The organism is Arthrobacter sp. NPDC057009, assembly GCF_042673905.1.
In the GTDB taxonomy this organism is placed as follows: Bacteria; Actinomycetota; Actinomycetes; order Actinomycetales; family Micrococcaceae; genus Arthrobacter.
The window spans coordinates 135,674-162,113 of the sequence record NZ_JBHUSB010000005.1; the positions used below are offsets into that span (position 1 = coordinate 135,674).

The following is a 26,440-nucleotide window of genomic DNA, read 5'->3' on the forward strand; positions in this document are numbered from 1 at the left end:
ATGACTGAAACACCCACCAGCTCACGCAAGTTTGCCGTCGTCGGCTCCGGCTACATGGGCGGCGGCATCGCCCAGGTGCTCGCCCTTGGCGGTGCCCGCGTTGCCCTCGCTGACGTGTCCGCCGAGGTGGCGCAGAAGAACTACGAGCGCCTGCTCACCGAGTCCGACCAGTTCGTCGCCGACGGCCTGTTCCCCGAAGGCTCCACCGAGATCCTTAAGCAGAACCTCTGGGCCGCGAAGGACATCGAGGAGGCCGTGGCGGACGCCGACTTCATCGAGGAGGCCGTGCCTGAGGTCATCGCCATCAAGCACGAGACCCTGGCCCGCATCAGCGCTGCCGCCCGTCCGGACGCCATCATCGGCTCCAACACCTCCACGATCTCCATCGCCGAGCTGTCCCAGCCGGTGGCCAACCCGGAGCGCTTCCTCGGCGTGCACTTCTCCAACCCGTCGCCGTTCATCCCCGGCGTGGAGATCATCCCTCACGAGGGCACCTCCACCGAGACGGTTGCCGCGGTCCGCGACCTGGTCCACTCCGCCAACAAGGAGACGGCCGTGGTCAAGGACGTCACCGGCTTCGTGCTGAACCGCCTGCAGTACGCGCTCTTCCACGAGGCCGCGCAGCTGGTGGAGCAGGGCATTGCGACGGCAGAGGATGTGGATACCCTGGTCCGCACCACCTTCGGCTTCCGGCTGCCGTTCTTCGGTCCGTTCGCGATCGCCGACATGGCCGGCCTGGACGTCTACAACTTCTGCTACAAGTCGCTGCAGACCGACTTCCCGGAGCGCTTCGCCACCCCGAAGATCCTCACGGACCTCGTCGAGGCGGGCAAGCTGGGCACCAAGACCGGTGCAGGCTTCCTCAACGTTCCGGCCGAACGGACCCCCGAGCTGATCGCCTACCGCAACAAGGCCTACGTTGCGATGCAGAAGCTCATCGAGGAACTCGGCCCGGCACCGATCAACTAAGCCCCGATCCACTAACGCACCGATCAACTAAACGCCGATCCACTAACGCACCACAGCAGGCGGGCGCTGCCCCGGGCAGCTGCCCTCCTGTTGTGCTGCCCGATTTCCTCCGGTTGCTGCCGGTGATTCCGCCCGGCAGCAACCGGTCCCTTACCACTCAGGAGAACATATATGAGCACTTTTCCGTCCGAACGCACGGCCATCGTCACCGGCGCCGTCTCCGAGCGCGGCATCGGCCGGGCCACGGTAAACTACCTGGCGGAGCAGGGCTGGAACATCGGCATCATCGACCTCGACGACGCCCTCTGCCAGGCCACGGCCAAGGAGATCGCCAGCCAGTACGGTGTGAAGGCGCACGGCGTGGGAGCGAACGTCGCCGACGAGGCGTCGGTCCGTGCGGCCATCGACTCGATCGAGGCTGAGCTGCCTCAGATCGTGGCCCTCGCGAACGTTGCCGGTGTCAGCTCGCCGGTCCCGTATCTGGAACTCGAGGCCGCCGAATGGGACCGCGTGCTCAACATCAACCTCAACGGTGTCCACTACGCCACCCGCCGCGTCGCCGAGTCCATGGTGAAGAACGGGATCGGCCGCATCGTGAACATCTCGTCTGTTTCCGCACAGCGCGGCGGCGGAACGTTCTCCAAGACCCCGTACTCCGTGGCCAAGGCCGGCGTGATCGGCCTGACCCGCTCCACGGCCCGCGAACTGGGCGAGTACGACATCACCGTCAACGCCATCTCGCCCGGCCCCATCGACACCGACATCATGGGCGGCACCCTCAGCCAGGAACGCAAGGACGAACTGGTCAAGGACCTCGTGGTGAACCGCGTCGGTTCCACCCGGGACATCGCCGCAGCCATCGCCTTCCTCATCAGCGAGGACGCCGGGTACATCTCCGGCCAGACGCTGAATGTGGATGGCGGTCTCTACATGCACTAGGAAGGACCACAATGCTTAGCTCGTGGACCAAGGAACGCAAGATCTACCTGGCCGTCGGCGTCCTCGCCTGCCTGGCCGGCGTGCTGCTCATCGCCTTCGGGATCTGAGTTTTTCGCTGTAACAACCTGATTTACCCGGAATCCGTTCCTCCCGGACGGGTCCGTTCGCTGTGCCCTGATTTGCTCACTTTTACTCAAAGAGGAGTTTGAATGACTGTCACATCCACATCCGCCACGAAGGAGCTGTTGGAGTCACCGGTTCTCAAATCGGCCATCTCCAAGGCATCCTTCCGGCTCATGCCGATGCTTGTCATCCTGTACATTGTTGCCTTCCTGGACCGCACCAACGTGGGGTTCGCCGAGGCTGCGCTTGAGGCGGACAAAGGCATCACCGCAGGCGCCTACGCGCTGGGCGCCGGCATCTTCTTCATCGGCTACGCGCTGTTTGAAATCCCCAGCAACCTGCTCCTGACCAAGTTCGGCGCCAAGGTGTGGCTGGCCCGCATCGCCGTCACCTGGGGCATCGTCTCCGCCTGCTTCGCCTTCGTCCAGGACGAGGTCTCCTTCGTGATCCTGCGGTTCCTCCTCGGCGTGACGGAGGCCGGGCTCTTCCCGGGCGTCATCATGTTCCTGGCCGCCTGGTTCCCGAATAAGGTCCGCGTCAAGATGTTCGCCATCTTCTACCTGGCCCAGCCCTTCTCCCAGATGATGGGCGCCCCGCTGTCCGGCTGGCTGATCAACATCGGCGACCAGGTTCCCGGCGTGCAGGGCTGGCAGGTCATGTTCTTCGTCGAAGGCATGCTCGCGGTCGTGGCCGGCATCGCCGCCTACTTCTTCCTGATCAACAGCCCGCAGGAGGCCAAGTTCCTCAACAGGGACGAGAAGAAGGCCCTGCAGGACGTCATGGCCCTCGAGGACAACGTCAAGGAAGAGTCCGGTCCCCGCGGCGTCCTTGCCGCCATGAAGAACGGCCGTGTCTGGTACTTCACCGTCATCTACTTCTGCCTGCAGATCGCCGTCTACGGCGTGACCTTCTACCTGCCGCAGCAGGTGGCCCAGCTGACCGGCCAGAAGGTGGGTCTCGCCGTCGGACTTATGGCCGCCATCCCGTGGTTCTTCGGCATCTTCGCCTGCTACTTCATCGGCAAGGCTGCCAACACCGTGATCCGCCGCCGCACCTGGGGCACCGGGCTGTTCATCTCCACGGGCCTGTGCATCTTCGGTTCCGCCTGGGCGGGAGCCAACCACCTGCCGGCGCTGGGCATCGTGTTCATCACCCTCGCCGTGTGCAGCTTCCTCTCGATCGGCCCCATCGCGTGGTCTTACCCCACGGCGTTCCTCACCGGAACTGCCGCCGCAGCGGGCATCGGGCTCATCAACTCGCTGGGCAACCTGGGCGGCTTCGTCGCCCCGATCCTGCGGACCACCGTCAACCAGGTCACCGCCTCGGACACCGGCACCATGGGCGTCTACGCGCTCGGTGTGCTGCCGTTCCTCGCAGCGATCATGATGTTCGGCACCCGGAAGTTCAAGAACAAGGCGGACGACCTGCTCGGAACCGACGCTGCCGGCATCGCAGGCACTGCAGAAAAGCAGCCCGTGCTGGAAAAGTAGCCAGCAGCAAAGGCGCAGCAACACCATTCAGCACCACCAGCAAAGGCAGGAAACCCCGTGACCCAGCTCAGCCAGGCCATCAAGGACCCCGGCACGACTTTCGTCGGCGTCAGCACCAAGATGTACCTCGGCTACCGGGACAGCCTGCGCTGGCTGGATGAACTGCGCCAACAGGTGGACGCCCGCCCGGCCCTCGCGGCCGGGCGGGTGGTCCCGTTTGTGATTCCCTCTTTCCCCGTGCTTCCAGCGGCAGGGGAAATCCTTGCCGGGTCGCCGCTGGTCCTGGGTGCCCAAAACTGCGGCTGGGCCGACGGTCCGTGGACTGGTGAGCTCTCACCGTCGCTGCTCGCCGAGCTGGGCGTGGGACTGGTGGAGATCGGGCACGCAGAACGACGGCGGCACTTCGCTGAGGACGACGCCATGATCGCGCTCAAGGTCAGGGCGGCCGACGGCGCCGGCGTCACCCCGCTGCTCTGCGTGGGGGAGGAGACGCGCGCTTTATCTGATGGCGGTGCCGGCGCCGGCAGCACCGATGGCGGCAACACGGCCGGCGCGGAAGCCGCCGCCCAATTCGTCTACGGCCAGATCGAGGCCGCCGCCGACGGCGACTGGGACCTGGCAGCCCGCCTGGTCATCGCCTATGAACCTGTCTGGGCCATCGGCGCAGCCGAGCCCGCCAGCGCGGAGTACGTGTCCGCCGTCGTACGTGTTTTGCGGGAGCTGCTCGGTGCCCACGCGCTGCAGGACCTCCCTGTCATCTACGGCGGTTCCGCGAAACCCGGCCTGCTGCCCAGCCTGGACGGTGTCTCGGGCCTCTTCCTCGGCCGGTTCGCCCACGACGCCGCGAACTTCGGGAAGGTGCTGGATGAGGCCCTCCGAGGTTAGCGGCGGGGCATAGCCTTCCCACATCCAGGAAATGCGGCGACTGGCTACTGCGTTACGGCGTGACAGTGGATTGCGGCGTCGATGGCGGGTCAACCGATGTTGCCGGCGGCGAGGGCACGTCAGTGCCGGTGTAGGTGGGATCCGGGCCAGGGGTGCTGGTGCCCGTAGTCGGCGACGGTTCCGGTGTGTCAGCTGACGTTGTGATAACCGGCCCTGGCGTGGCGGTGGCTGCTGTGGTCCGGCCGTCCAGGTAAACGACTGCCAGCGGTTTTTCCTCTTTCGAGCGCAGAACCACTTCAGCCTTCGAACGGCCATCACCGCCGGGCTGGAACGAGAACACGATTCGGCAGCTCTGGCCCGGACCGAGATCAGCGCCACTGCAGGTATTGCCTGTGATGGAGAAGTTGTCCTGTCCGGCGAGCGTGGACAGGGTCACCGACGATATGGACAGGCCTTCGTCGCCTGCCTTCACCTCCAGTTCTTCCGTCTCAGGAGTCCGTGAATCAGCCGGCGCAGCAAAGGCGAGCGTGCGTGGGGGCGGCGCGCCCTGCGGCAGAGGTATGCCGCTGGGCTCGGGTTCGCCGGAGGGCCACGGCGGAACGACACCGCCGGCCGGCTGTCCACCGGCAATAAGAGTCACCTGGCTCGAAGCCTGGCCGGGATCGCAGCCGCCCAACACCATGGTTAGGACCGCGAGGCCGGACAATACGAACAGCGGCGAAAATGTGGTCATCGGCGGGGAACTCCTCCCGGGGCGAACTCAAGGCGTATATCCGGACTGTCCGTAAGAACAACAGCTGTACCCGACTCCCTGGACCAGCCCTCGGACAGGAGGAGGTATTTCCCGCCGGCCGTCATGATGAGCCGGAGCCCTGTGTACCTGAACCGGTAAGCGACGTCACCACCCGGCATCCTTTGCTCCATCACCGGACGGGAAATAGCCAGCGACTGCTTGCTGAAAACGGTCACCAGCGGACGTTTACCGAGATCGCGGACTACATCCAGGGCCCGGTTGCTGCCAAGCGCCGACGCGAATTGCGCGGACGCCCAAAAAAGATTCAGGACCACGATCGAAACCACGAGCCAATAGCAGCGGTACTCCCACCGGGGGATACCGGTCCGGGGCGGGTGCTGCTGTGCGGCGTAGAGCCGGCGCAGCAGGAAAAACCCGAAGGCTGCCACCGCAAGCCCCCCGCCCTGAAGGAATGAAGGCACCAGGTAGGGGGACACGAACTGCACCGGGACAAACATTGCCCAGATCCCCAGGACGGCGGCGGATATGCCGGCAACAAGCGCCGTTATGCCAGCCCGCCGCAGCGCGGGAAGCGCGCGCCCGCGTCTGCGCAGCCCTGAGATTCCAGCATGCAGCAGCAGCGCCGCCAGTACCAGGAACAGGATTGCCGCAGCGGGAATATAGATGGCGTCGACGCTGCGCAGCACGTAATCGGCGGTGGTAAGTCCCAGGATGGTGTGGTCGATGCCGAAGTGGGCGAGCCGGGAGCTCGTGTAGGTCCAGCCGAACACGAACAGCAGGCCGGTGACGGCTGAGAGCGCCGGAATGGCGACGCCCAGCCACTCGAGCAGCGTATGACTGGCCCCGGCGGCCGCGGTTTCAACGTCAGCCGCGGGCGACGGCCGGACAGAATCCCGGGAGGAGCGCCGTGCGGGACCATCGGTGGCCGGGCGCTTCGCTGAACGCACCCGCTGGTTTCTCACCGGGCATCAACCCCTGGGAAACTCGTGAAGACCATTCATGTCGCCCTTCCGGCGCGGCGGTGCCATCAGACTCCCTCAGAGGAATGCCTCGCGGCCCGTCCCCTCGCTGAGCACGAGTTCGCCGTCCTCAATCGACACAAGGAGGCTCCGCGGCCTGCCGTGGAGCTTCATTTCCGCACTGAGATTGCGGCTGGTGACTTCAACCCCCACCGTTGCGCCCTTCGCCGGGAGTTCAATGGAGACTTCCTCGGCCATCCCCAGGAGCTCCCGGGTGGTGACATCGCGGTCGTACCGGGCCTCCTTGCCGTTGACCGTGATGGCGACTTCATCGTCATCGAAGCCGTCCTGAAGAATGATGAGCAATTCCTGCATGATGCACCGCCTAAGTCGATGACCTCCGCTGCATACAGTCACTACACCACTTAAGGTCGGCCGTGGGTAGTGCGGTTTGGTCCGGCGCTGCAACCCGGGATCGGCCCGGATGGGGCCGGGTAGGGCAAAATGTTCTGGTGACCCAACAGCCGCAGCCCCCTGCCACGCCCATGCCAAGTCCCGCCACCGCCGCCGGGACAAAGCCGAAGGACACCCCCGCGCCCCGGCCGGGCAGCCAGCCCGATGATCACGTGGCCGCCCGCATAGCGGAGCAGATCGCTTCCGAGCTCGGCGTGAAGGCCTGGCAGGTTAAGGCAGCCGTGGAACTGCTCGACGGCGGGTCAACCGTTCCGTTCATCGCCCGCTACCGCAAGGAAGCCACCGGGACGCTCGACGACGGCCAGCTCCGCGAGCTCGACGAGCGGCTGCGCTACCTCCGTGAACTGGAGGACCGCCGTCGTGCTGTCCTGGAGGCAATTGCCGCGCAGGGGAAGCTGACCGCGGAACTCGAAGCCGCCGTCGTGGCCGCCGATACGAAGTCCCGGCTCGAGGACATCTACCTGCCCTTCAAGTCCAAGCGGCGCACCAAGGCGCAGATTGCGCGCGAGGCCGGGCTCGAACCGCTGGCAGACGCGCTGCTCAAGCGCCCCGAACTCGACCCCGAGCGCGAGGCGGCCAAGTACCTGAACCCGGACCACGCCGTCGATGACGCCGCTGCGGCGCTCGCCGGTGCCCGGGCAATCCTCGTGGAGCGCGTCGCCCAGGACCCGGATCTGGCGGAGAACCTGCGTGAACGGCTGTGGACGCAGGGCCGGATGGTGTCGCGGGTCAAGAAGGGCAAGGAGTCCGAGGGGCAGAAGTTCGCGGATTACTTCGAGTTTTCGCAGGCGCCGTCGGGGATGCCGTCGCATCGTGTCCTCGCTCTGTTGCGCGGGGAGAAGGACGGCGTGCTCGAGCTGGACCTCGCCGAAGCGGACCCGGCCGACGACGACGCTCTCGCCGCCGCCCGCACCCGGTACGAATCTGCCGTGGCCCGGTTCCTCGGGGTCGCCGACCGCGGCCGGCCCGCCGATTCCTGGCTGCTGCAAACCGCGCAGGTGGCGTGGCGCTCCCGAGTTCTTGCGCGGCTCACGGCTGACCTCCGTGGACGGATGTTTGCCGCCGCGGAAGACGAGGCCGTGCGCGTTTTTGCCGCCAACCTGCGGGACGTGCTGCTGGCGGCGCCCGCCGGAAACCGCGCCACGCTGGGCCTCGACCCCGGGCTGCGGACCGGCGTGAAGGTGGCCGTGGTCGATAAAACCGGCAAGGTGGTGGCCACGGACACGGTCTATCCGCATGCCCCGGCGCGCAAGTGGGACGAAGCGCTGGCGACGCTGACCCGGCTGGCGCGGCAGCACGCCGTCGAACTCGTGGCCATCGGCAACGGGACGGCGTCGCGCGAAACGGACAAGCTGGCGGCCGAACTGATCAAGCGGCTTGCCTCCGCTGGTGACTCGGGCACAGGCCCGGGTACCGGTGTGGCCGCGCCGCAGAAGCTGGTGGTGTCTGAGGCGGGTGCGTCCGTGTACTCGGCATCCGCTCTTGCCGCCGCCGAACTCCCCGGCATGGATGTCTCGCTGCGCGGTGCGGTGTCCATCGCCCGCCGGCTGCAGGACCCGCTGGCAGAGCTGGTGAAGATCGATCCGAAGTCGATCGGCGTGGGCCAGTACCAGCACGACGTCACGGCATCGAAGCTCGACCGAAGCCTGGACGCCGTGGTTGAGGACTGCGTGAACGCCGTGGGCGTGGACGTGAACACGGCCTCGCCGGCGCTGCTGAGCAGGGTGGCGGGCGTCGGGCCGCTGCTGAGCGAGAACATCGTGAAGTACCGCAACGAGCACGGGCCGTTCGCCAAGCGCAGCGAGCTGAAGAAGGTGCCCCGGCTGGGTGCCAAGGCGTTTGAACAGTGTGCCGGCTTCCTGCGGATCACCGGGGGAGCGGAGCCGCTCGACGCCTCCAGCGTTCACCCGGAGGCGTACTCTGTGGCGCGGAAGATCCTGACGGCGGCCGGTGCCGGGCGTGGTTCTGGTGGTTCGGGGGCTTCGGGAGGGGCGGGCGGGCTCGCTCCGCTGGCCGACGCCGGCCGGCTGAACCCTGCCGATTTCGTGGACGGAACCTTCGGGCTTCCGACGGTGCGCGACATCATCGCCGAGCTGGAGAAGCCGGGACGCGATCCTCGCCCGGCGTTCAAGGCGGCGGCGTTCTCTGAGGGCATCGAGAAGATCTCCGACCTGAAGCCCGGAATGGTCCTCGAGGGAACCGTCACCAATGTGGCCGCGTTCGGCGCGTTCGTGGACGTCGGGGTCCACCAGGACGGGCTGGTCCACGTGTCGGCCCTCGCCAACCGGTTCGTCGCCGATCCGCGCGAGGTGGTCAAGTCCGGACAGGTGGTCAGGGTGAAGGTGCTGGAGGCTGATCCGGAGCGGAAACGCATTTCGCTCACGCTCAGGCTCGACGACGAACCCGGGTCGTCCGGTGATCGGCCAGTTGGGGGCAGGCAGCCTGGGGGACGGCCGGCTGGGGGATCGCAGCCTGGGGGACGGGGCGGGCGGGACCGTGACCGTGGCAGGGACCGCGACGGGGGCCGCGCCACCGATGGGGGCCGCGCCGCCGGCCACCCGGCAGGCGCCGACCGCGACGGCGGCCGGAACCGTACGGGCGATTCTGGCAATGCCAGCGGAAAGCCCGGACCGCGCCAGGGGAATGATCCGGGCCGCTCGGCGGGCGACCGGAACAGCAGCCGGCGGCAGCCGAAGCAGTCCGGCCAGCCAGCCCAAGCTGATACCGCCATGGCCGAAGCTCTGCGGCGGGCCGGCCTGGGCAAGTAGGGTCGCGCGGTTCACGTAGTCTCTGGCCTGTCGGGCGGAGCGTGTCGCGCGCGCCCTATCCGTGGTGCGGCGGAAACCGGTGACTACAGTAGCCCCTATGAGTTTTACGAGGCCGGAGACTTTTACCACCCGTCCTACGCTGCAGGGCACGTTCGGCATGGCCGCCAGCACCCACTGGCTCGCGACCGGCACTGCGCAGGCCGTGTTGGAGCGGGGTGGCAACGCGTTCGATGCGGCCACGGCGGCCGCCTTCGTGCTGCATGTGGTGGAGCCGCACCTCAACGGGCCCGGCGGCGACATGACCGGCGTCTTCAACACGGCCGCGGAGCCCGGGAAGCCGGTGATCCTGATGGGCCAGGGTCCGGCCCCGGCGGGCGCGACGGTCCAGCACTTCCGTGGGGAAGGCCTGGAACTGGTGCCCGGATCGGGTGCGCTGGCCGCGGCGGTTCCCGGCGCCGTCGACGCCTGGCTGTTGCTGCTGCGGGACCACGGAACATGGGAACTGGCCGAAGTTTTGGATTTCGCCATCCGGTACGCGCGCGACGGCCACCCGGTGTTGGCGCGCGTGTGCGGCACGATCTCGGCTGTGGCGGAGCTGTTCCGGGAGCACTGGCCCACGTCTGCCGAACTGTGGATGCCAGAGGGGCGCATCCCGGAGGAAGGCGACCTGGTCCGGAATCCGGCGCTCGCACGCACTCTGCAGAGACTGGTGCAGGCCGGCGCCGGCCTTGGCGAGGCATTTGCGGCAGAACCGGCCCACACCCGCGAGGAGCGTATCGACGCCGCCCGCCGGGAATGGCGCGAGGGCTTCGTGGCCCGGGCTGTGGCCGAAAGCGTCCGCACGCCGCACCGCCACTCGTCCGGAACTGACCACCGCGGCGTCATGACGATGGCCGACATGGCCGGCTTCCGCGCGTCGTACGAGGAAGCGGCCACGTTCGAGTTCCGCGGGCACACGATCGCCAAGACCGGCCCGTGGGGGCAGGGGCCGGCCCTGCTGCAGACGCTCGCGATCCTGGCCGGCTTTGACGAGGAGCGCCTCGATCCGTCCACGGAGCTCGGGGCGCACACTATCCTGGAGGCCCAGAAGCTTGCACTGGCGGACCGCGAGGCTTACTACGGCGACGACGACGTCCCGCTCGGTTACCTGCTGTCCGAAGAGTACGCGGCATCCCGCCGGGAGCTGATCACGGACGAGGCGTCGCACGAGTTCCGTCCGGGTTCAGTTCCCGGCCTTGAGCCGTACGTTCCCGCGCTTCGCACCGAGTACGTCCCGCCTGCGCTGTCGAATGACGACGGCGGCGCACCCGCTTTGGGAGGTTCTGCCTCTTCCGGCCGCGGACGTTCCGCGGCTGCCGCCGCCGGCGTAGGGGAACCCACGATCGGGGAACCAGACGTGGCACGCAACGGGGAAACCCGCGGCGACACGTGCCATATCGACGTGGTGGACCGTTGGGGCAACATGGTTGCGGCAACGCCGTCCGGCGGCTGGCTGCAGTCGTCCCCGGCAATCCCCGAACTCGGGTTTTGCCTGGGCACCCGCTTGCAGATGACATGGCTCGAGCCCGGCACGCCGTCCACGCTGACGCCGGGCAAGCGCCCGCGGACCACGCTGACGCCGACGCTGGTGCTGCGCGGCGGCGTTGCGGTGTCGGCGCTGGGCTCGCCGGGGGGAGACCAGCAGGACCAGTGGCAGTTGCTGTACCTGCTGCGGACCATCGTGGGCGGGTACTCGCCCCAACAGGCCATCGACGCACCGGCGTTCCACACGACATCGATGCCCGGGTCCTTCTGGCCGCGCACCTGGGAGCCTGGCGGTGCCGTCGTCGAGGATCGATTGGGCGATGACGTTATCGCAGGGCTCGAGCGGCGGGGACACCGGATCACCAGGGCAGGCGACTGGACGCTGGGACGGCTGTCCGCCGTCGTACGCGATCCCGGGACCGGCGTGCTGCAGGCTGCCGCTAACCCGCGCGGTGCACAGGGATACGCGTCCGGACGGTAGGAACGGAGTCACTCTCCCGGGGAGGTTCGGTGTGCCGCGGGCCCCCGTGAGCGGCTCATTCCCCATCAGCGGCGGGGCAGGGTTTCTGGCACGCCGGTTATCTGCAAGGCTGGGGGAATGAACTACTTCCTGGAGTACACGATTCCCCCTGCCCCCGATGACGCCGAATTCGAGTTCCCGCACGACGAGATTCAAACCGGGACCACCATCCCGCTCTCGGAGACCAATGCCGAGGTAGTGCACACCCCCGCCCTTCCGGCCCGCACCGGGATCATCGGAGCCACCGTGCCGGAGGCGAAGCTGGAAGCCGAGCAGCTCATCACCCACAGCCGGGCAACCGAGGCTTCGCTGTACGAAGATCCATCGAATTCGCTGCAGGCAGGCGTGGGCACCCTTGTTGCCACATTCACGGAAGGCAGCGGCTGGCAGGACGTATAGCAGCCGCAAGTTTCGTTCCATCGGAAGCGCCTGGTCCCGGTTCTTTGGGGCTGGCGCTTCCGCGTTTTTCGACCCTGTTTTCATCGGCCGCGAGTTCATTCCGCGTGTTGAACGCGGCGTCATTCCGGGTGTTCATGTTTTGTGGTGGTGGTTTTGTCGGGGTTGTTGGCGGGGGTCGATGTGGGGTGGCGGGATGAACCAGGGGGTGCCGTTTTTGACGTGGATTTTCCACTGTTCTTTATGGATGAGGTGGTGGTGGGCTGTGCAGAGGAGAACGCCGTTGTCGGTGCTGGTGGGTCCGCCTTGTGACCAGTAGGTGATGTGGTGGGCTTCGCACCAGGTGGCGGGGATGGTGCAGTTGGGGAAGGCGCAGCCTTGGTCGCGGGCGTTGAGGGCTTTGCGGATGTGGGGCGGGAAGATCCGGGTGGTGCGGCCGATGTCGAGGATGCGGCCTTGGCTGCTGAGGAGGACGGGGATGATGTCGGCGTCGCAGGCGGTTTTGCGGATGGTGGAGGCGGTGACGGGGCCGGTGTAGGTGAAGGTCCCGCTGCCGGTGGGTGTGCCGGGTTGGCCGTTGCCGGGCCAGTTGATGCCGGGAAGGCTGGTGATAGGGGTGGGTTCGCTGTCGTCGGCCTGCCAAGTCTGCTGGTCGGTGCCGGGAATGAACGCGGATTCCGGGGCGCCGATCTGCCAGGTGTCCTGGTCGGTGCCTGCCTGGGGTTCCGGGGCGTTGGTGTGCCACGTGCCTGGACTGGAGTCTGCTAATGGTCCCATGTCGCTGGTTTGCCCGTTGCCTCTGTTTGCGTAGCGGGGGCCGTTGGCTGCGGTGGTTTCGATGCTGTTGAGGAGGTCCTGGTAGGAGACGGTGACCATGACCTGGGGGCGGAGCCCGCCGGTGGCGGGCAGGGTTCCGGTGGCGAGGGCCGCCTTGCTGGCGCCGACGAGGCCGTCGAGGCGTTGTTGGGCCAGGGTGCGCCGGTCCAGATCCGGGAGCGGGGCAGGGGCGTTGAAGGCCTCGTCCAAGTCGACAGCGGTGGCGCTGCCCGTGTTTTCGCCGTCGCCATAGCTGTCGTTGCCGCCGCCGTCTTTATTGCCGTTGCCGTCTTCTCCGCGGTTGCTGCCGCTGCTGGTGGTGTCGGGTGTGGTGGTGCGGGGGTTGGTGGCGGTGTTCATGACGGTGGTGAGAACTTCGTATTGGTCGGTGGTGGCGTGGATTTCGAGGTGGTAGAGGCCGCCGCGTTTGGGGCGGATGAAGACGCCTTGGCGGTGGCGGAGGTTTTCTTCGGAGGGTTCGGTGCCGTCCTGGTCGAGGGCGTCGATCCAGCGGTGGGCGATGCGGGTGAGGAAGTCCTGGTCGTTTTCGATCGCGGTTTGGGTGAGGTTGCGTTCCATTTTGGCGAGCGCGTCTGGATCGGGGATGTGGCGGACTTTGTCCAGGGCGGTGGTGATGGTGGTGCCGGCGCGGGAGGAGATGATCCCGGCGGTGAGCGCGGCCGCGGTTTCCTCGTGTATGGGCGGCATGGGCCGGCCGGCGAGTCCGGTGCGGGGGAGCACGTCGCCGGCCAGGGCGAGCCTGCGGCGTGCTTCGGCGCTGCTGATGCGAAGCCGGGTGCGGAGGAAATCAACCGTGTTGCGGGACCCGTCGTCGGCCGGGGACCAGGCCACCGCGCGGGCAGGGACCGTCAGCGGGTCAGCGGAAGACGGGGCATCAGCAGGGCTGCCGACGGCGGCGGCCTCGGAGGGCTGAGCGTCTGGGGCTGCAGCGGTTTCGGGTTCATTGCCCCAGCCTGTGGTCCAGCCGGCCGCGCGGTTGGCTGCTTCGGCGGCGCTGATCGCCTCGGCCCGCGTCCGTTCCACCGCCGCGGCAGCCTGTAGCTGAAGGTACTCGATGCGGCGGGAGAGCTGTTCGGTCAGTTCTGCGAAGTCGGCTGCTTCAGGGAAACTGGCTGCGGCGAGCTCTTCCTCCGCCGCAGCGACTGCGGAATCCAGGAGCACCAGGCCCGCCCGCAGGTCAGCAGTTGCCAGCGCAGCGCCGCCGTCGGACGTGCCCTCGATACGGGCGCTGGACGGGGAAGCCGCGGCCGGAACGCTGCGAAGCCCCCGGCCCCGCAGCGGAGCAGCAGCATTCAGGCCGGAGACGTCAGTCCCGCCCGCGATGTCCGCTCCATGCTCCCCGATAGCTTCCATGGGTCTAGATTGTCAGCGGGGTCTGACATTTTTAGACGTGATAAGGGTCACTTGGGACGAAAAGGGAAAAATTTTTTGAAAAATTTTTTCGGTGCCCGCCACTTCGGCCTCACCCCTTCATAGGGCGGTGCCTAAGTTACGGGTGGCGGACTCCGACGCCGGCCAGAATGTCTCGGTAGCCTTCGCGGAAGGATGGGTACTTGAAGGAAAACCCGGTTCCCCGAAGCAATGCATTGCTGCACCTCTTGTTGCCGCCCCGTGCATCGCCGAGGGCAGCCGTCGGCGGGACGGCCATCCCCAATTCGGTTGCCAGGAAGCGCAGGACGTCGCCCAACTCGGCCGGATCGTTGTCCACGCCCAGGTACACCGGAGCCGGCTCGCCAGACATAGTGCACAGATGCACGATGGCGCTGGCGGCGTCGTCGCGGTGGATGCGGTTGGTAAAGCGCGGTTCGGCAGGAATCACGGCGGTACCGGTTCGTACCTGGTCGATGAGCCTGGTGCGGCCCGGCCCGTAGATTCCGCCAAGCCTCAGCACGACAGGTGTCGTGCCGGTTCCATCGAGCCGCTTCAGCAGCAGGTCCTCGGCTTCACGCATGATGCGGCCCGAGAACCCGCCAGGCTCCGGCGTAACGCTTTCGTCGATCCACGCGCCGGCGGCGTCGCCGTACACGGCTGTGGATGAAACGAAGAGCACGCGTTCCGGCGTTACGCGGTCCCGGGCAAGCGCGTCGAGAACATGCGCAACCCCGTTCACATAGGCGCTTCGATATGCCTCTTCCGTGGGGCCGTCCGCAGCCACTGCGATGACGACGGCGGTAGTGTCCGCCGGGACAGGCGGCAGTTCAGCTGTGCTGAGGTCCGCAGCGGCGCCGTCGATCTCAGCTGGCAGTTTGTCGGGTGAACGGCGCCAGCCGACAACCCGGTGTCCGGCAGCAGAGAACTGCAGCCCCGCTTCCGTGCCGAGGTCGCCGCAGCCGGCGAGCAGGATAGTCATGGCCGACTCAGAGCGCCGGGACGGGGAAGAAGACGCGGGGATCCTGCAGCAGCGCCGGGTAGTCGAACTCTGACCGGTCGATGATGTCGGTGACCTTGAAATTGCGTCCGAAGCGGCCGTCGTCAAGGGTGATGGGACGGCCCAGGACCATTCCGACGGCGAACTTGCCGCCGCCGTCGAATGGTACGGCCACCGGCGACTTGCCGGGCAGAGTTGAGAAGGCTGCCTCCTGGCGCTGCCGCTTGCGCGACGGTTTCTTGACCAGCGGCCTGGCCGGGGCCTTTTTGGCCACTTTGGACGGCCTGCGCGACGTTTCCTCCGCGTAGACGAACTGGTAGTCGTCGTCGGAATCGCCGACGCCGCCGGAACTGGCGCCCCCGGAATCGGAGGAGGAACCGGCACCCGCACCGCCCGGGGCGCCAGCAGCGGAAGCCCGGCCAACAGCCGGCAGCCCCACCTTGTCCAGCTGTTCGGGGTCGCCGTGGCCAACGTGCTCGCGCAGAATCCAGAGAACGTCACCCGCGGGGTCCTTTGGCAGGAACTCGTGACGGGGCTCCGGCCAGACGTACTCCAGCCCATGCTCCGTCCCGGGGAAGACCTCTTCGTAGAAGTGCGGGTCCTTGCGGATCAGGTTGGAGCGGTGGCTGAGGTGGAACTCGGGGTCCCCGAGCCACGGCGGAAGCAGGATCTTGGCGGCGTAGTCCGGATGGGCAGCCTGCGGAGCGAACTCGCGGATATTGTCCCGTGTGGTGTCGGCGAAGCCGCGCTTGGTCCATTCGTCCACCATGGCCAGGCCGTACATGGTGAGTGCAGGAACGTGCCCCATCCACATTCGAATGGCGGGGTGTGACTGCCATCCGTATTCCGGGATGACCAGCGCGCGGAGTGTCTGCAGTGCTTCGACGCGCTGCTTGCCCAGCCGGGGTGTGTCCAGCGCGGCCGCGCTTTGCCGGAAATCGGGATAGGGGAGGAAGGTTTGCATCCCTTCAGTCTGCCGTCCTTGACGCGATGTGCCAATTGAAGTGCCGCGCGGCACAGACAGCACCCAAAATGGACATCCGGCTGCTCACAATGTGGACGCCTGGATGCGGAAGGTTGATTAATCCACTAAGATATCGGAAACCTCAACAGCGTCCGGAAGCAAATTCATGACTCTTACCTCTCCCGCGCCCCTGTCGTCCGCCCCTGCAGAGGGGAATTCACACCTTTCACAGGAGCCTCAGCTGTTCGTCCCAAAGTACGGTCAGATGCTGGGCGCCGACGCGAACGGAATTCTCGTTCTCGACGAGTTTACGCTGGACCCGGCTGCTGCGCGCAAGGACCAGCACCGCTTCCGCACCGCGCTTGCTTCCGTTGCACTGACCCTGCGCCGGCTCGTCGCCCTGCGCGTTTTCATCGCAGTGGTGGCCGTCGCCAACCTGCCGCTGTTCCTGATGTCCACCGGCTGGTGGATCTACGCCGTTTCGTTGGCCCTGGTCATCGGCGTCCACGCTGCCGTGAACTGGCTGAACAAGCATGAGCCGCGCGTCAAGCAGCGCCATGCGCTCGAACTGCACCTGCACCGCGAACGCAGCGACAACTACCGCAAGATGCGCGATGCCATGAAGTTCGTCATCGACAGCCCCGCGCGTGTCAACGAGCACCTCTACCTCGAGCTGCTGCACGCCAAGCGGGTTGCCCTGCACATCGCCTCCGGCACCGTTGCCCTCCTGGACACCAGCGACGACGCCGCCTGGAAAGTGCGCATCGTCCGGGAGCTTCCTGCCGCGGCGTAGCCGTTTACCGGCGGCTCCGGCCGTCACGCTGTAGAGAATAAAAGTACGACGCCGGGCGTCCCCACTTAAGGGGGCGCCCGGCGTCGTTGCATCTGAAGATCGGTGCATGAAAGGCAGATGCAGCGACGGCAGCTTCAGCGAAGCCGGGCACAACCCCCAGACGCAGCGAAGCCGGGCGGCCCCGTAAGGGACCGCCCGGCGTCGAGCTTTAGCCGCTAAGCGGCCTGATCAGCCAGATTAGGCCGGCAGCTGCAGAACCTGTCCGACGAACACGAGGTTCGGGTCGCTGATGGTGTCAGCGTTGGCGTCGGCAAGGTGCTGCCAGCCGCCGTGGATGCCGAGCTTGTCGGCGATCTTGCTCAGGGTGTCGCCCTCCTGGACCGTGTAGGTCTCGCCGCTTACGTTGATGGCGGCAGCGTGACGGGCCTGGACCGGTGCTTCGGCCACGGGAGCCTGGGCGACGGGCGCGGTCTGGACCGGAGCCTGGACGGGCGCGGCCTGTACTGTCGAGCTCTGCGGCTGGATCTGCGGTGCAGGAGCGCCACCGCCACCGGTCAGGCCGAGCTTGGCCGAGCAGGCGGGCCATGCGTTCCAGCCCTGGGTTGCCTGTACCTTTTCGGCCACGGCGATCTGCTGGGCGCGGGAAGCGTCCTGCGGCGCACCGGTTCCGCCGAAAGCAGCCCAGGTCTGCGGGGTGAACTGCAGGCCGCCGGAGAAGCCGTTGCCCGTGTTGATGGCCCAGTTGCCGCCGCTCTCGCACTGTGCGAGGGCGTCCCAGGTGGAGGCGCTCGTAGTGGTGGGCGTTGCGGCGTTGGCCGCGGTGGCGGAGAGGGCCAGGGATGCGGCGGAAACGGCGGCCAGGGTCACTCCACGGCGCGCGGCAGTGCTGATGGTGGATTTCTTCATTTTGGGATGCTCCTGAGGCCACCCGCGCTCGGTCCGTCCCCGGACGTTTTCGCGCTACTGCCCGCCCCTGACGAACTAGAGGTCATTTCGGTGTCCGCCGGCCGGGCAGTAAATGGTGGAGGCGGCACCGGGCATTCATGGGCCCGCGTCGCGCGCGGGCATGTGTCCCACCCTAAACGGGTCGCGCTCCGTTATCAAATCGAGATGTTTGGGTTCGATCCAGGGTTTAGTTCCGTCCCCCGAGCGCGGATGCCAAATAACGGGCAGTCCGGCTGTCGGGTGAACCGGCCACGTCGGCGGGCGTTCCGGAGGCCACGATCCTGCCGCCGGCGTCTCCGCCGGCCGGCCCGAGGTCGATCACCCAGTCTGCTTCTGCCACCACGTCCATCTCGTGCTCCACCACAACCACTGAATTCCCGGCGTCGACGAGGCGCTGCAGCTGCGCCATGAGGAGCCGGACGTCGGACGGATGAAGCCCGGTGGTGGGCTCATCAAGCAGGTACAGCGTGTGGCCGCGGCGTGCCCGCTGCAGTTCGGTGGCGAGTTTGATGCGCTGGGCCTCGCCGCCGGACAGTTCGGTGGCGGGCTGTCCGAGCCGCAGGTAGCCCAGCCCGACCTCCCGCAGTGTCTGCAGGCTGCGCGCCGCCGGGGCAATGTCCTGCAGGAATTCGGCGGCGGCGTCCACAGTCATGCCCAGGATCTCGGCCACGTTCTTGCCGCGGTAGGTGACTTCCAGCGTTTCGGGGTTATAGCGCGACCCGTCGCATTCCGGACAGGGGCCGTAGCTGCCCGGCAGGAACAGCAGTTCGACGGCGACGAAGCCCTCGCCCTGGCAGGTCTCGCACCGCCCGCCAGCCACATTGAAGGAGAAGCGTCCGGCCCCGTAGCCCCGTGCGCGGGCCTCGTCCGTGGCCGCGAATTCCTTGCGTACGGCATCGAAGAGCCCCGTGTAGGTGGCCAGGTTGGACCGGGGCGTTCGGCCGATCGGTTTCTGGTCCACGGTCACCAGCCGGTCCACGTGGTGCAGGCCGGTCACGTTTCCAACACTCAGCGGCGTGCCGGGGTCGCCGCCGTTCATGGGCTGGTCGTCGTCGGTGCCAAGGGACCCCGCGGAATCTGTGCCCGCGCCTCCGTGCAGTTCAGATCCGACCACCCCGGCCAGGACGTGGCTGACCAGCGTCGACTTGCCCGAACCGGAGACGCCAGTGACCGCCGTCAGCACCTGCAGCGGGAACGAAGCATCGAGGCCGCGGAGGTTGTGGCGCGTGATGTCCTTCAGTTCCAGCCAGCCGGCAGGCTCCCGACGGCGGCTGGTCTGGTCCCTGCTGTCAGGCCCGCTGCCGTCCGATTCAGTACCACCCGGCGAACCGCCGCCAGCGGCGCCGTCCGGAACCAGGAACGGGCGTGTGACGGAGGCCTCGACGTCGGCCAGGCCGGCCACGGGGCCGCTGTAGAGCACTTCGCCGCCAGCCTCTCCTGCCCTTGGCCCCACGTCGACGAGCCAGTCGGCGCGGCGCACAATGTCCATATTGTGCTCCACCACGAAGACGGAGTTGCCTGACGACTTGAGCTGTTCCAGCACCGCCAGGAGGGGTTCGGCGTCGGCGGGGTGCAGCCCGGCGGACGGCTCGTCCAGCACGTAGACCACGCCGAACAGGCCCGAGCGCAGCTGGGTGGCGATTCGGAGGCGCTGCATCTCGCCCGGCGAGAGGGTCGGCGTCGACCTGCCGAGCGCAAGGTAGCCGAGCCCCAGGTCCAGCAGGACTGTGATCCGCTGGAGGAGGTCGCGCGTGATGGCGACGGCCACCTCGTTGCGTTCACCGGCGGACTCCTTGCCGGGATTCAGCTTCCGCGAGGCGGTGCCGGCGGCCTTCAGCTCGGTGGTCGGGCGGATGATGTCCGCCAGCTCGGCCATCGGAACTGCGTTGAGTTCGGCGATGGTCCTGCCCGCGAATGTCACGGCCAGGGCCTCGGGGGTGAGTCCGCTGCCGCTGCACCGGCGGCAGTGGCCGGTTTCCATGAAGCGGAGTACCCGTTCGCGCATCGTGCTGCTCTTGGAGTCTGAAAGCGTGTGGAGCACATGGCTCTTGGCGCTCCAGAACCTGCCCTTGTACGGCTTCTCCACCCGGTCCCGCTGGGGCGTGATCTCGACGACGGGCTGCTCGTCGGTGAAGAGGATCCAGTCGCGGTCCTTCCGGGGCAGGTCCTGCCACGGGGTGTCGACGTCGTAGCCCAAGTGGATGAGGATGTCGCGCAGGTTCTTGCCCTGCCACGCGGTGGGCCAGGCCGCGATGGCTCCCTCCCGGATGCTCAGGGACGGGTCGGGGACCATCGAGGCTTCAGTCACGGTGTGTGCCACGCCGAGGCCGTGGCATTCGGGGCATGCGCCGGCGGCGGTGTTGGGCGAGAAGGCGTCCGAGTCCAGCGGGCTGGCCCCGGCCGGGTAGCTGCCGGCGCGCGAGAACAGCATGCGGAGCGAGTTGGACAGCGTGGTCACCGTCCCCACCGTGGAACGGCTGCTCGGTGTGCCGCGGCGCTGTTGAAGCGCGACGGCGGGCGGCAGCCCCGTGATCATCTCCACCTTGGGATTGTGGCCCTGCTGGATGAGGCGGCGGGCATAGGGGGCCACGGACTCGAAGTACCGGCGCTGGGCCTCCGCGTAGATCGTCCCGAACGCCAGCGAGGACTTACCCGAGCCCGAGACGCCCGTGAAGGCAACGATCGCGTCGCGCGGGACGGCCACGTCCACGTTGCGAAGGTTGTTCTCCCGGGCACCGCGCACCCGGACGAAGCCGTCAACAGAATGGTCGGCTCCCGGGCCACTGTCCAGGGACCAGTCCAGATCGGCTAACGGGTCAGCATACTCTTCAGTCCGCATCTGATCGACTCTAGCGGTTGTGCCCGGTCCGGGGACTATTCTGTCGGGGTGAACACTTACGACGGCGCCGCCGAATCCACTGATTCCACTGTCCTTTCGGCCGGAACTGCGCCTTCACCTGGCACGCCGCGAACTACAGAAACTGCGCCGGTGACAGAAACAGCGCCATCGGACGAAGCGGAGGTGACGGCGCCCCCGTTCCCGTCTCCCCTGGCTGAGCTGCATTTGCATATCGAAGGGACGCTGGAGCCCGAGCTGATTTTCGCGCTCGCGGAGCGCAACGGGATCGAGCTGCCATATGCGAACCTGGACGAGCTGCGCAGCCGGTACGAGTTCACGGACCTGCAGTCCTTTTTGGACCTTTACTACGCCAACATGGCGGTCCTCCGGACGGAGCAGGACTTCGCGGACATGACCCGGGCCTACCTGTCGCGGGCCGCGGCGGCCGGGGTGCGGCACGCGGAAATCATGATGGATCCGCAGGCCCACCTCTCGCGGGGTGTCTCCCTGGAGACGTGCGTGAACGGCGTGGCCTCGGTCCTCGCCACCTCCGAGGAGGAGTTCGGCATCTCCACCCTGCTGATTGCCGCCTTCCTCCGGGACCTCTCCGAAGACTCCGCCCTCGAGGTCCTGGACGGGCTGCTCGCGATGAACGCACGGATCGCCGGCATCGGCCTGGACTCAGCGGAGGTGGGCAACCCGCCGTCGAAATTCACCCGGCTGTTTGCCCGGGCGGGCGAAGCAGGCCTGCGGAAGATTGCCCATGCAGGGGAGGAGGGCCCGCCGTCGTACATTGTGGAGGCGCTGGACGTGCTGGGAGTGGAGCGCATCGACCACGGGATCCGGTGCATGGAAGACGCGGACCTTGTGGAGCGGCTGGTCACCGACCGTGTGCCGCTGACGGTCTGTCCGCTGTCGAACGTCAGGCTCCGCGCCGTGGACACGCTGGCGGTCCATCCCCTGCCGGCCATGCTGGCGGCCGGACTCAACGTCAGCGTGAACTCGGATGACCCGGCCTACTTCGGCGGCTACGTCGACAACAACTTCGAGCAGCTCGAGTCGGTCCTGGGGCTGTCCGAATTCGACAGGGTCAGGCTCGCCGCGAACTCCATCAGGTCCTCGTTCGCCAGTGAGGAACGGAAGCAGGAACTCCTGGACGAACTGTCCAGCTAAGGCTCGCTCCAGCTAAGGCTTAATCCAGCTAAGGCTCAGTCGGGCCGCAGCAATTTTGCTCCACTATTCCGGGGCCGTGCCGCCGCCGGACCCGGGTCATCCGCTCGGTCATGCGGTATTCCCGGGTCCGGCAGCGATGCTGCTTTTTGGAAAGCGGTGCAGAAATGTGCTGCGGCCCGCGGCCGGTCGCTACGGGGTCGGGCTGCCGCCGTTGACGTTCAGCGTTTCGCCCACCACGAAGCTGGACTCCGCCGAGGCCAGAAACACGTACGCGGGGGCGAGCTCGGCAGGCTGTCCGGCGCGGCCCAGGGGAGTGTCCTTGCCGAACTCGGGCAGGGCTTCCTTCGGCTGGCCGCTGCTGACCTGCAGGGGTGTCCAGATGGGGCCGGGAGCAACGGCGTTCACCCGGATGCCCTTCGGCGCCAGCTGCTGTGCCAGTCCCTTCGTGAAGTTGTTGATGCTGGCCTTCGTGGTGGCGTAGTCCAGGAGCGTCGGCGACGGGTTGTAAGCCTGGATGGACGTGGTGTTGATGATCGTGGAGCCGGCCGGAAGATGCGGCACCGCGGCCTTGGTGAGCCAGAACATGGCGTACACGTTGGTCTTCTGCGTGTGGTCGAACTGCTCGTCGGTGATCTGGCCGATGTCCTCCTGGGCCACCTGCTTGCCGGCGTTGTTCACCAGGATGTCCAGACCGCCCAGTTCCTGCAGCGCGGCGTCTACCAGCTTCTGGCAGGTCGCGGCGTCCTTGAGGTCGCCGGGCATCTTCACGGCTTTTCTGCCGGCCTTCTCAATCAGATTGGCGATCCTGGCGGCGTCCTCTTCCTCCTCGGGGAGGTAGGAAAGCACCACGTCGGCCCCTTCCCGGGCGAAGGCGATCGCCGTCGCTGCACCGATGCCGGAGTCTGCGCCCGTGACGATCGCTTTCCTGCCATCAAGGCGGCCGGTGCCGCGGTAAGTGTCCTCGCCCAGGTCGGCCTTGGGGTCAAGCTTCGCGTCCAGGCCGGGCTCGGGCTGGTGCTGCTTGGGCGGCTCGATGTGCTCGTAAGCGGTGACGGGGTTCTTGAAGGTGTACTGGTCGGTCATGGTTCTCCTCCGAGGTGGTGTTGAACGCGGACAGGAACATCGGGCTCGACTCGGTGCCTGATGTTCAAGGGCAATGCTAAGCATGCTTACCGTCTACCCTAGCCAGACGACGGCAGTGCCGCCAGTGGTGCCTTGTGGCCATTGCGAAAGGGTGACCGGGAAGCTCTTCCGCCGACTGCATCAGCTGATTAGGCTGGCAGTCCCGGCCCCTCGAATGGTTGGGAAGGCGGTTGGATGGGGCGGCGGTTGGTTGGGGCGGCGGTCCCAGGCTGCGGCTCCCATGAGCGTGCACCGGCAAACCAAGGAGTGAAGGCGATGGATAACCAGGACATTCTGCAGCGCATCCAGGCGCTGGTTGACGAAGAGCATCAACTCCGTGAGCCGGCGGCGGCAGGTTCCGCCGGCGGCTCGGGGGATGCCGGCGCGGGCGGCGCTGCGGGTGATCAGGACCGTCTTGCCCGCCTGGCGCAGGTTGAGGCCGCCTTGGACCAATGCTGGGATCTGCTGCGGCAGCGCCGGGCGAAGGCGAAGGCCGGCGAGGATCCCAATGAGGCGGATGCCCGTCCGCCGAGTGAAGTGGAAGGCTACGCGCAGTAGCCTGGTCGGCAACGCGGAAGGGCAGCCGTGGATGGCCGCCCTTCAACGTTGCTGAGGCGCCTGCCTGTGCCTGCAGCTAGTTACTGGCCGGTGTCTATTACTGCCGGTGTCAGTTGCTGCTACTGCTCCTGGCCGCTGTGCAGGCCGTCGTCGCTGCTGTCCGCGGCGGCCGTGTCCCGGGTGTCGTCGGAAAGGTCCATGCTGCCGCGGGCTTCTTCCATGGTGGGGCCGCCGGACGGAACGCTGTAGCGCTCCGGGCGGATACCGTGCGACTGCTCCTCGATAAGTGCCTGCTCCTCGCTGAAGCGGATGGCGTTGGCGTCATCACCCGCGTCGCCGGGAACGTCGTCACGGAGCTTCGAAGGGTCCGGAACGATAAAGCCGTCTGGGTTGCTGCTGTGGTCACTCACTGAATTCATCCCTTCCGTTTGGTGCTTCGCTCTATATGGTAAGCCTACTTTCCATTCCTCCCGCCGGGAAATGGCGTGCTCGCACGGGCGGGGGAGGCGGGCCGGGAAGTCGGCCGGGAAGGGCGCCGCGGGCCTGCCAGAAGCGAGACCTGCGGCTCAGTTTGGGTGTAATCCCCGTCATAGTCGGTCACGACACACAATGTTTACCTACTAAAGTCGCCAGATTCGCCCCGCGCTTGGCAAACTACTGTGGGAACAATCGCTCTGTAAGGGGAACCATGCGCAAGACTGCCGCTGAAAACACCAACATCCGCCTTAAGGCCGTGCTGGACGTTCTGTCAGAGGGGGTGTTGTCGGGTGAGTCGCAGAACGCCGGCGCCGTACTGGCTGAAGCCCTCGTCCGGGTTCCGCTGAACGCCTACGAAGCTGAACTCCTCAGTGGCGGCATTCCCCGTGGCCACAAGTCGCTGACCACCGCCACGGCCAAGCTGGTCAAGGCCGGTTGGCTGGTCAAGGGACGCTCCGGCTGGACCATCACCGAGAACGGGCAGCGCGCTACCGTCGCCTTCCCGGACGCCGCCAGCTTCTCGGCAGCGCTCGACGCCGGTACCCCGGTCCCTGCCGACACGCCCCTTCCGGTGGCCGCACCCGCCAAGCCCGCTGCCGAGAAGGCGCCGGCGAAGGTCGCAGCCGCAAAGGCAGAGAAGGCTCCGTCCAAGGTCGCCAAGGTTGCGGACAAGGCCGCCAAGCTGATCGAAGGCGCAGTGGCTCCCGTGGCCAAGGCCGTGCAGCACAAGGCCGAGGCTGACGCCGAAGCGCAGGCACCCGCCGTCGAAAGCTCCGTGGAAACCGTCGACCAGCCCGCAGCCGTGGCTGTGGCCGGCGACTTCAACACCCTGCTGGGAGCCCCGGAGAACTGGGCGCCGCAGTACGACGAAGCACAGATGAAGCTGGACACGCTGGACCAGCTGTGGAAGCTCTCGGCGGAAATCCCGGCCGGTTACTACAACTTCAAGATCGCCCTCAACCGCTCCTGGGATGAGAACTACGGTGCGTTCGGCGCCTTCGACGGTGCCAACCACGAGTTGCACCACGTCGGCGGCCAGCTCACCATCCGCTACGACCACCGGACCCGGGACATCACCGTCAACTGATTCCCTCCGGCTCGAAGCCCCGCTGCAGCTGATGCTGCGGCGGGGCTTTTTGCCTTCACGGGGCCTGGGCTCCCTAGCCGTGGGCGGAGAGAGTCTTTTCGCGGTCCTCGAATGCCTGCTCGCCGGGTCCGGTAAAGGCGCGGGATCGTTGCACGGCCTCTATGGAGCCGGTGAAGAGCTGGGAATCGTGCGGGTCGGATGGCGGGCGGTGATGGGCTTCCAGCTGGGGGTGAGGCCGCCGCGCCGAAGCCTGGGACTGGGCCGAGCCGGCTGTTTCCCAGCGCAGATGCGGCAGCGCCTGCGGGTGTTCCTGCTGCAGGAAGCGGACCAGCTTCTCGCGGATGAGGCAACGCAGATCGAAGAGTGAGGCGCTGTCCGCCGCACTGACGAGGATCCGGACCCGGACAAAGCCGCTGGTGGCATCGGTGACCTGGAGGATGCCCACACGCTCGTCCCACAGGTCGGTGCCGGCCAGGAGGGTCTTAAGCTCCGCGCGCATGGCCTCGACCGGGGCGCGCCAGTCGAGATCGAACTCGACAGTGCCCATGACATCCGACCGCCGCCGCGTCCAGTTCTCGAACGGCGTCGTGGTGAAGTACGTCGACGGCAGGATCAGGCGGCGGTCATCCCAGATGTGGACCACTACGTAGGTCAGCGTGATTTCTTCAATCCGGCCCCATTCCTTGTTCACCACCACCACGTCGTCCACCCGGATAGCGTCGGTGAAGGCGAGCTGGACTCCGGCGAAGACGTTGACGAGCGAGGACTGCACGGCGAGGCCTGCCACGATGGAGAGCAGTCCGGCGGAGGCCAGTATGCCGGCACCAAGTGCGCGCACATCCGGGAAGGTGAGCAGGGCGATGCCAAGTGCGAGGATCACAACAAGCGCCACGCCCACGCGCCGGGCAAGGAGCACCTGCGTGCGCAGCCGGCGGGCGCGGCGGTTGTCCGCAACATCCACGCTGTAGTGGGTGAGCATGAGTGATTCAATGATCAGCAGCACTGCCACCACCAGCCAGGCTGCGGCCGCGATCAGCGCGATCAGCAGCACTTGGTCCACCGTTCGGCGCCATGGCGCGTCCTCCGTGGTGAGGGCCAGGGCGACTCTGACGCCGATCAGGCACAGCGTGAGCCGCAGCGGAACTTTGGCCCGGCGCGAGGAATCGTGCAGCGCGGTGAGCCGGCGGTTGAGCCGCAGGACGGCGCGCCGGAGCAGCCAGGAGAGGACCAGTCCGGCGGCCAGGGCCACTGCGATTGCGAGGAAAGGCATTGCTTGGTCTAGAAGGTCTGGCATGTATCAACCCCTACCAACCTTCTTCGTTTGAGTGGAAATTTGCACTCCACCGGCTTTGCTGCCTATTCGGCGGTGCCGGGCCCTTGCGGTCCGGTTCGTTATCGACCACAACACTTTGGATTCAGTAGTCTCGATCACTTTCCCGGCCAAGGGGTGGAAGCCCAGAATGGGGAGCACGTTCG

At 66.9% G+C, this 26,440-nt stretch carries 22 protein-coding genes; 11 read left to right on the top strand and 11 right to left on the bottom strand.

The annotated features are described in order from the left end of the window. The 4 genes from ACFTR6_RS07410 to ACFTR6_RS07425 all read left to right on the top strand — a co-directional run bounded on the left by ACFTR6_RS07410 (position 1) and on the right by ACFTR6_RS07425 (position 4,406). Entirely contained in the window at positions 1 to 969 is a 969-nt protein-coding gene (locus ACFTR6_RS07410; protein ID WP_076798671.1) for a 3-hydroxyacyl-CoA dehydrogenase family protein, read from the top strand. 171 nt (positions 970 to 1,140) lie between these two features. Further along, positions 1,141 to 1,908 (top strand): SDR family NAD(P)-dependent oxidoreductase, encoded by a 768-nt coding sequence (locus tag ACFTR6_RS07415; protein WP_076798670.1) that lies wholly within the window; start codon positions 1,141 to 1,143, stop codon positions 1,906 to 1,908. A 209-nt stretch (positions 1,909 to 2,117) separates the two neighbouring features. Further along, entirely contained in the window at positions 2,118 to 3,521 is a 1,404-nt protein-coding gene (locus tag ACFTR6_RS07420; RefSeq protein ID WP_377957408.1) for an MFS transporter, read from the top strand. Positions 3,522 to 3,578: 57 nt separating this feature from the next. Beyond that, positions 3,579 to 4,406, top strand: coding sequence for a triose-phosphate isomerase family protein (locus ACFTR6_RS07425; RefSeq protein ID WP_377957409.1), 828 nt, complete (start codon positions 3,579 to 3,581; stop codon positions 4,404 to 4,406). Between the two features lie 52 nt (positions 4,407 to 4,458). On the opposite strand, the gene ACFTR6_RS07430 is transcribed toward ACFTR6_RS07425, so the two are convergent. The 3 genes from ACFTR6_RS07430 to ACFTR6_RS07440 form a co-directional block, all read right to left on the bottom strand. Further along, positions 4,459 to 5,139: a hypothetical protein gene (locus ACFTR6_RS07430; RefSeq protein ID WP_377957410.1), complete on the bottom strand. Its 681-nt coding sequence runs from the start codon at positions 5,137 to 5,139 to the stop codon at positions 4,459 to 4,461. After that, positions 5,136 to 6,107, bottom strand: coding sequence for a hypothetical protein (locus tag ACFTR6_RS07435; protein WP_377957411.1), 972 nt, complete (start codon positions 6,105 to 6,107; stop codon positions 5,136 to 5,138). Before ACFTR6_RS07435 ends, ACFTR6_RS07430 begins: the two co-directional genes overlap by 4 nt. A gap of 90 nt (positions 6,108 to 6,197) precedes the next feature. Next, on the bottom strand, positions 6,198 to 6,494 hold the full coding sequence (locus ACFTR6_RS07440) for a hypothetical protein (RefSeq protein ID WP_076798665.1): 297 nt from the start codon (positions 6,492 to 6,494) through the stop codon (positions 6,198 to 6,200). A 170-nt stretch (positions 6,495 to 6,664) separates the two neighbouring features. On the opposite strand from ACFTR6_RS07440, the gene ACFTR6_RS07445 reads away from it, so the two are divergent. The 3 genes from ACFTR6_RS07445 to ACFTR6_RS07455 all read left to right on the top strand — a co-directional run bounded on the left by ACFTR6_RS07445 (position 6,665) and on the right by ACFTR6_RS07455 (position 11,804). Next, entirely contained in the window at positions 6,665 to 9,361 is a 2,697-nt protein-coding gene (locus ACFTR6_RS07445) for a Tex family protein (RefSeq protein WP_377957492.1), read from the top strand. Between the two features lie 97 nt (positions 9,362 to 9,458). Then, complete coding sequence (locus tag ACFTR6_RS07450; protein ID WP_377957412.1) at positions 9,459 to 11,366, top strand: gamma-glutamyltransferase family protein; 1,908 nt, start codon at positions 9,459 to 9,461, stop codon at positions 11,364 to 11,366. 117 nt (positions 11,367 to 11,483) lie between these two features. Continuing rightward, on the top strand, positions 11,484 to 11,804 hold the full coding sequence (locus ACFTR6_RS07455) for a hypothetical protein (protein WP_076798662.1): 321 nt from the start codon (positions 11,484 to 11,486) through the stop codon (positions 11,802 to 11,804). Between the two features lie 132 nt (positions 11,805 to 11,936). On the opposite strand, the gene ACFTR6_RS07460 is transcribed toward ACFTR6_RS07455, so the two are convergent. The 3 genes from ACFTR6_RS07460 to ACFTR6_RS07470 form a co-directional block, all read right to left on the bottom strand. Then, on the bottom strand, positions 11,937 to 13,991 hold the full coding sequence (locus tag ACFTR6_RS07460) for a DUF222 domain-containing protein (protein WP_377957413.1): 2,055 nt from the start codon (positions 13,989 to 13,991) through the stop codon (positions 11,937 to 11,939). A gap of 136 nt (positions 13,992 to 14,127) precedes the next feature. Beyond that, positions 14,128 to 14,988, bottom strand: a complete 861-nt coding sequence (locus ACFTR6_RS07465; RefSeq protein ID WP_087874447.1) for an SDR family oxidoreductase — start codon at positions 14,986 to 14,988, stop codon at positions 14,128 to 14,130. A 7-nt stretch (positions 14,989 to 14,995) separates the two neighbouring features. Further along, positions 14,996 to 15,970: an MSMEG_6728 family protein gene (locus ACFTR6_RS07470; protein ID WP_377957414.1), complete on the bottom strand. Its 975-nt coding sequence runs from the start codon at positions 15,968 to 15,970 to the stop codon at positions 14,996 to 14,998. 166 nt (positions 15,971 to 16,136) lie between these two features. On the opposite strand from ACFTR6_RS07470, the gene ACFTR6_RS07475 reads away from it, so the two are divergent. Next, positions 16,137 to 16,763: a hypothetical protein gene (locus ACFTR6_RS07475; protein ID WP_377957415.1), complete on the top strand. Its 627-nt coding sequence runs from the start codon at positions 16,137 to 16,139 to the stop codon at positions 16,761 to 16,763. Positions 16,764 to 17,000: 237 nt separating this feature from the next. On the opposite strand, the gene ACFTR6_RS07480 is transcribed toward ACFTR6_RS07475, so the two are convergent. Both ACFTR6_RS07480 and ACFTR6_RS07485 read right to left on the bottom strand, forming a co-directional pair. After that, positions 17,001 to 17,669, bottom strand: a complete 669-nt coding sequence (locus ACFTR6_RS07480; RefSeq protein WP_076798657.1) for a transglycosylase family protein — start codon at positions 17,667 to 17,669, stop codon at positions 17,001 to 17,003. Between the two features lie 226 nt (positions 17,670 to 17,895). After that, entirely contained in the window at positions 17,896 to 20,547 is a 2,652-nt protein-coding gene (locus tag ACFTR6_RS07485) for an ABC transporter (RefSeq protein ID WP_377957416.1), read from the bottom strand. Positions 20,548 to 20,697: 150 nt separating this feature from the next. Between ACFTR6_RS07485 and ACFTR6_RS07490 the strand changes: the two genes are divergently transcribed. After that, positions 20,698 to 21,720 carry an adenosine deaminase gene (locus tag ACFTR6_RS07490; protein WP_377957417.1) on the top strand — a complete coding sequence of 341 codons (1,023 nt, stop codon included), beginning with the start codon at positions 20,698 to 20,700 and terminating at the stop codon, positions 21,718 to 21,720. Positions 21,721 to 21,909: 189 nt separating this feature from the next. On the opposite strand, the gene ACFTR6_RS07495 is transcribed toward ACFTR6_RS07490, so the two are convergent. Continuing rightward, entirely contained in the window at positions 21,910 to 22,803 is an 894-nt protein-coding gene (locus ACFTR6_RS07495; RefSeq protein ID WP_076798654.1) for a glucose 1-dehydrogenase, read from the bottom strand. A 315-nt stretch (positions 22,804 to 23,118) separates the two neighbouring features. On the opposite strand from ACFTR6_RS07495, the gene ACFTR6_RS07500 reads away from it, so the two are divergent. Further along, positions 23,119 to 23,400, top strand: coding sequence for a DUF2630 family protein (locus tag ACFTR6_RS07500; protein WP_076798653.1), 282 nt, complete (start codon positions 23,119 to 23,121; stop codon positions 23,398 to 23,400). Between the two features lie 119 nt (positions 23,401 to 23,519). On the opposite strand, the gene ACFTR6_RS07505 is transcribed toward ACFTR6_RS07500, so the two are convergent. Next, a complete protein-coding gene (locus ACFTR6_RS07505; RefSeq protein WP_076798652.1) occupies positions 23,520 to 23,819 on the bottom strand; it encodes a hypothetical protein in 300 nt (99 codons plus the stop codon). 269 nt (positions 23,820 to 24,088) lie between these two features. Between ACFTR6_RS07505 and ACFTR6_RS07510 the strand changes: the two genes are divergently transcribed. Beyond that, on the top strand, positions 24,089 to 24,964 hold the full coding sequence (locus ACFTR6_RS07510) for a glycosidase (protein WP_377957418.1): 876 nt from the start codon (positions 24,089 to 24,091) through the stop codon (positions 24,962 to 24,964). A gap of 73 nt (positions 24,965 to 25,037) precedes the next feature. Here the strand turns inward: ACFTR6_RS07510 and ACFTR6_RS07515 are convergent, their stop codons facing one another. Beyond that, entirely contained in the window at positions 25,038 to 26,234 is a 1,197-nt protein-coding gene (locus tag ACFTR6_RS07515) for a mechanosensitive ion channel family protein (protein WP_377957419.1), read from the bottom strand. Between the last annotated feature and the right edge of the window lie 206 nt (positions 26,235 to 26,440).

Bases quoted from the DNA above. Each gene is read 5' to 3' on its own strand.
- ACFTR6_RS07415 (WP_076798670.1), top strand. From the start codon at position 1,141: ATGAGCACTTTTCCGTCCGAACGCACGGCCATCGTCACCGGCGCCGTC.
- ACFTR6_RS07470 (WP_377957414.1), bottom strand. From the start codon at position 15,970: ATGCAAACCTTCCTCCCCTATCCCGATTTCCGGCAAAGCGCGGCCGCG.
- ACFTR6_RS07420 (WP_377957408.1), top strand. From the start codon at position 2,118: ATGACTGTCACATCCACATCCGCCACGAAGGAGCTGTTGGAGTCACCG.
- ACFTR6_RS07495 (WP_076798654.1), bottom strand. From the start codon at position 22,803: ATGACCGACCAGTACACCTTCAAGAACCCCGTCACCGCTTACGAGCAC.
- ACFTR6_RS07510 (WP_377957418.1), top strand. From the start codon at position 24,089: ATGCGCAAGACTGCCGCTGAAAACACCAACATCCGCCTTAAGGCCGTG.
- ACFTR6_RS07460 (WP_377957413.1), bottom strand. From the start codon at position 13,991: ATGGAAGCTATCGGGGAGCATGGAGCGGACATCGCGGGCGGGACTGAC.
- ACFTR6_RS07430 (WP_377957410.1), bottom strand. From the start codon at position 5,139: ATGACCACATTTTCGCCGCTGTTCGTATTGTCCGGCCTCGCGGTCCTA.
- ACFTR6_RS07485 (WP_377957416.1), bottom strand. From the start codon at position 20,547: ATGCGGACTGAAGAGTATGCTGACCCGTTAGCCGATCTGGACTGGTCC.
- ACFTR6_RS07455 (WP_076798662.1), top strand. From the start codon at position 11,484: ATGAACTACTTCCTGGAGTACACGATTCCCCCTGCCCCCGATGACGCC.
- ACFTR6_RS07500 (WP_076798653.1), top strand. From the start codon at position 23,119: ATGGATAACCAGGACATTCTGCAGCGCATCCAGGCGCTGGTTGACGAA.
- ACFTR6_RS07515 (WP_377957419.1), bottom strand. From the start codon at position 26,234: ATGCCTTTCCTCGCAATCGCAGTGGCCCTGGCCGCCGGACTGGTCCTC.
- ACFTR6_RS07410 (WP_076798671.1), top strand. From the start codon at position 1: ATGACTGAAACACCCACCAGCTCACGCAAGTTTGCCGTCGTCGGCTCC.
- ACFTR6_RS07480 (WP_076798657.1), bottom strand. From the start codon at position 17,669: ATGAAGAAATCCACCATCAGCACTGCCGCGCGCCGTGGAGTGACCCTG.
- ACFTR6_RS07440 (WP_076798665.1), bottom strand. From the start codon at position 6,494: ATGCAGGAATTGCTCATCATTCTTCAGGACGGCTTCGATGACGATGAA.
- ACFTR6_RS07465 (WP_087874447.1), bottom strand. From the start codon at position 14,988: ATGACTATCCTGCTCGCCGGCTGCGGCGACCTCGGCACGGAAGCGGGG.
- ACFTR6_RS07475 (WP_377957415.1), top strand. From the start codon at position 16,137: ATGACTCTTACCTCTCCCGCGCCCCTGTCGTCCGCCCCTGCAGAGGGG.
- ACFTR6_RS07450 (WP_377957412.1), top strand. From the start codon at position 9,459: ATGAGTTTTACGAGGCCGGAGACTTTTACCACCCGTCCTACGCTGCAG.
- ACFTR6_RS07445 (WP_377957492.1), top strand. From the start codon at position 6,665: ATGCCAAGTCCCGCCACCGCCGCCGGGACAAAGCCGAAGGACACCCCC.
- ACFTR6_RS07505 (WP_076798652.1), bottom strand. From the start codon at position 23,819: ATGAATTCAGTGAGTGACCACAGCAGCAACCCAGACGGCTTTATCGTT.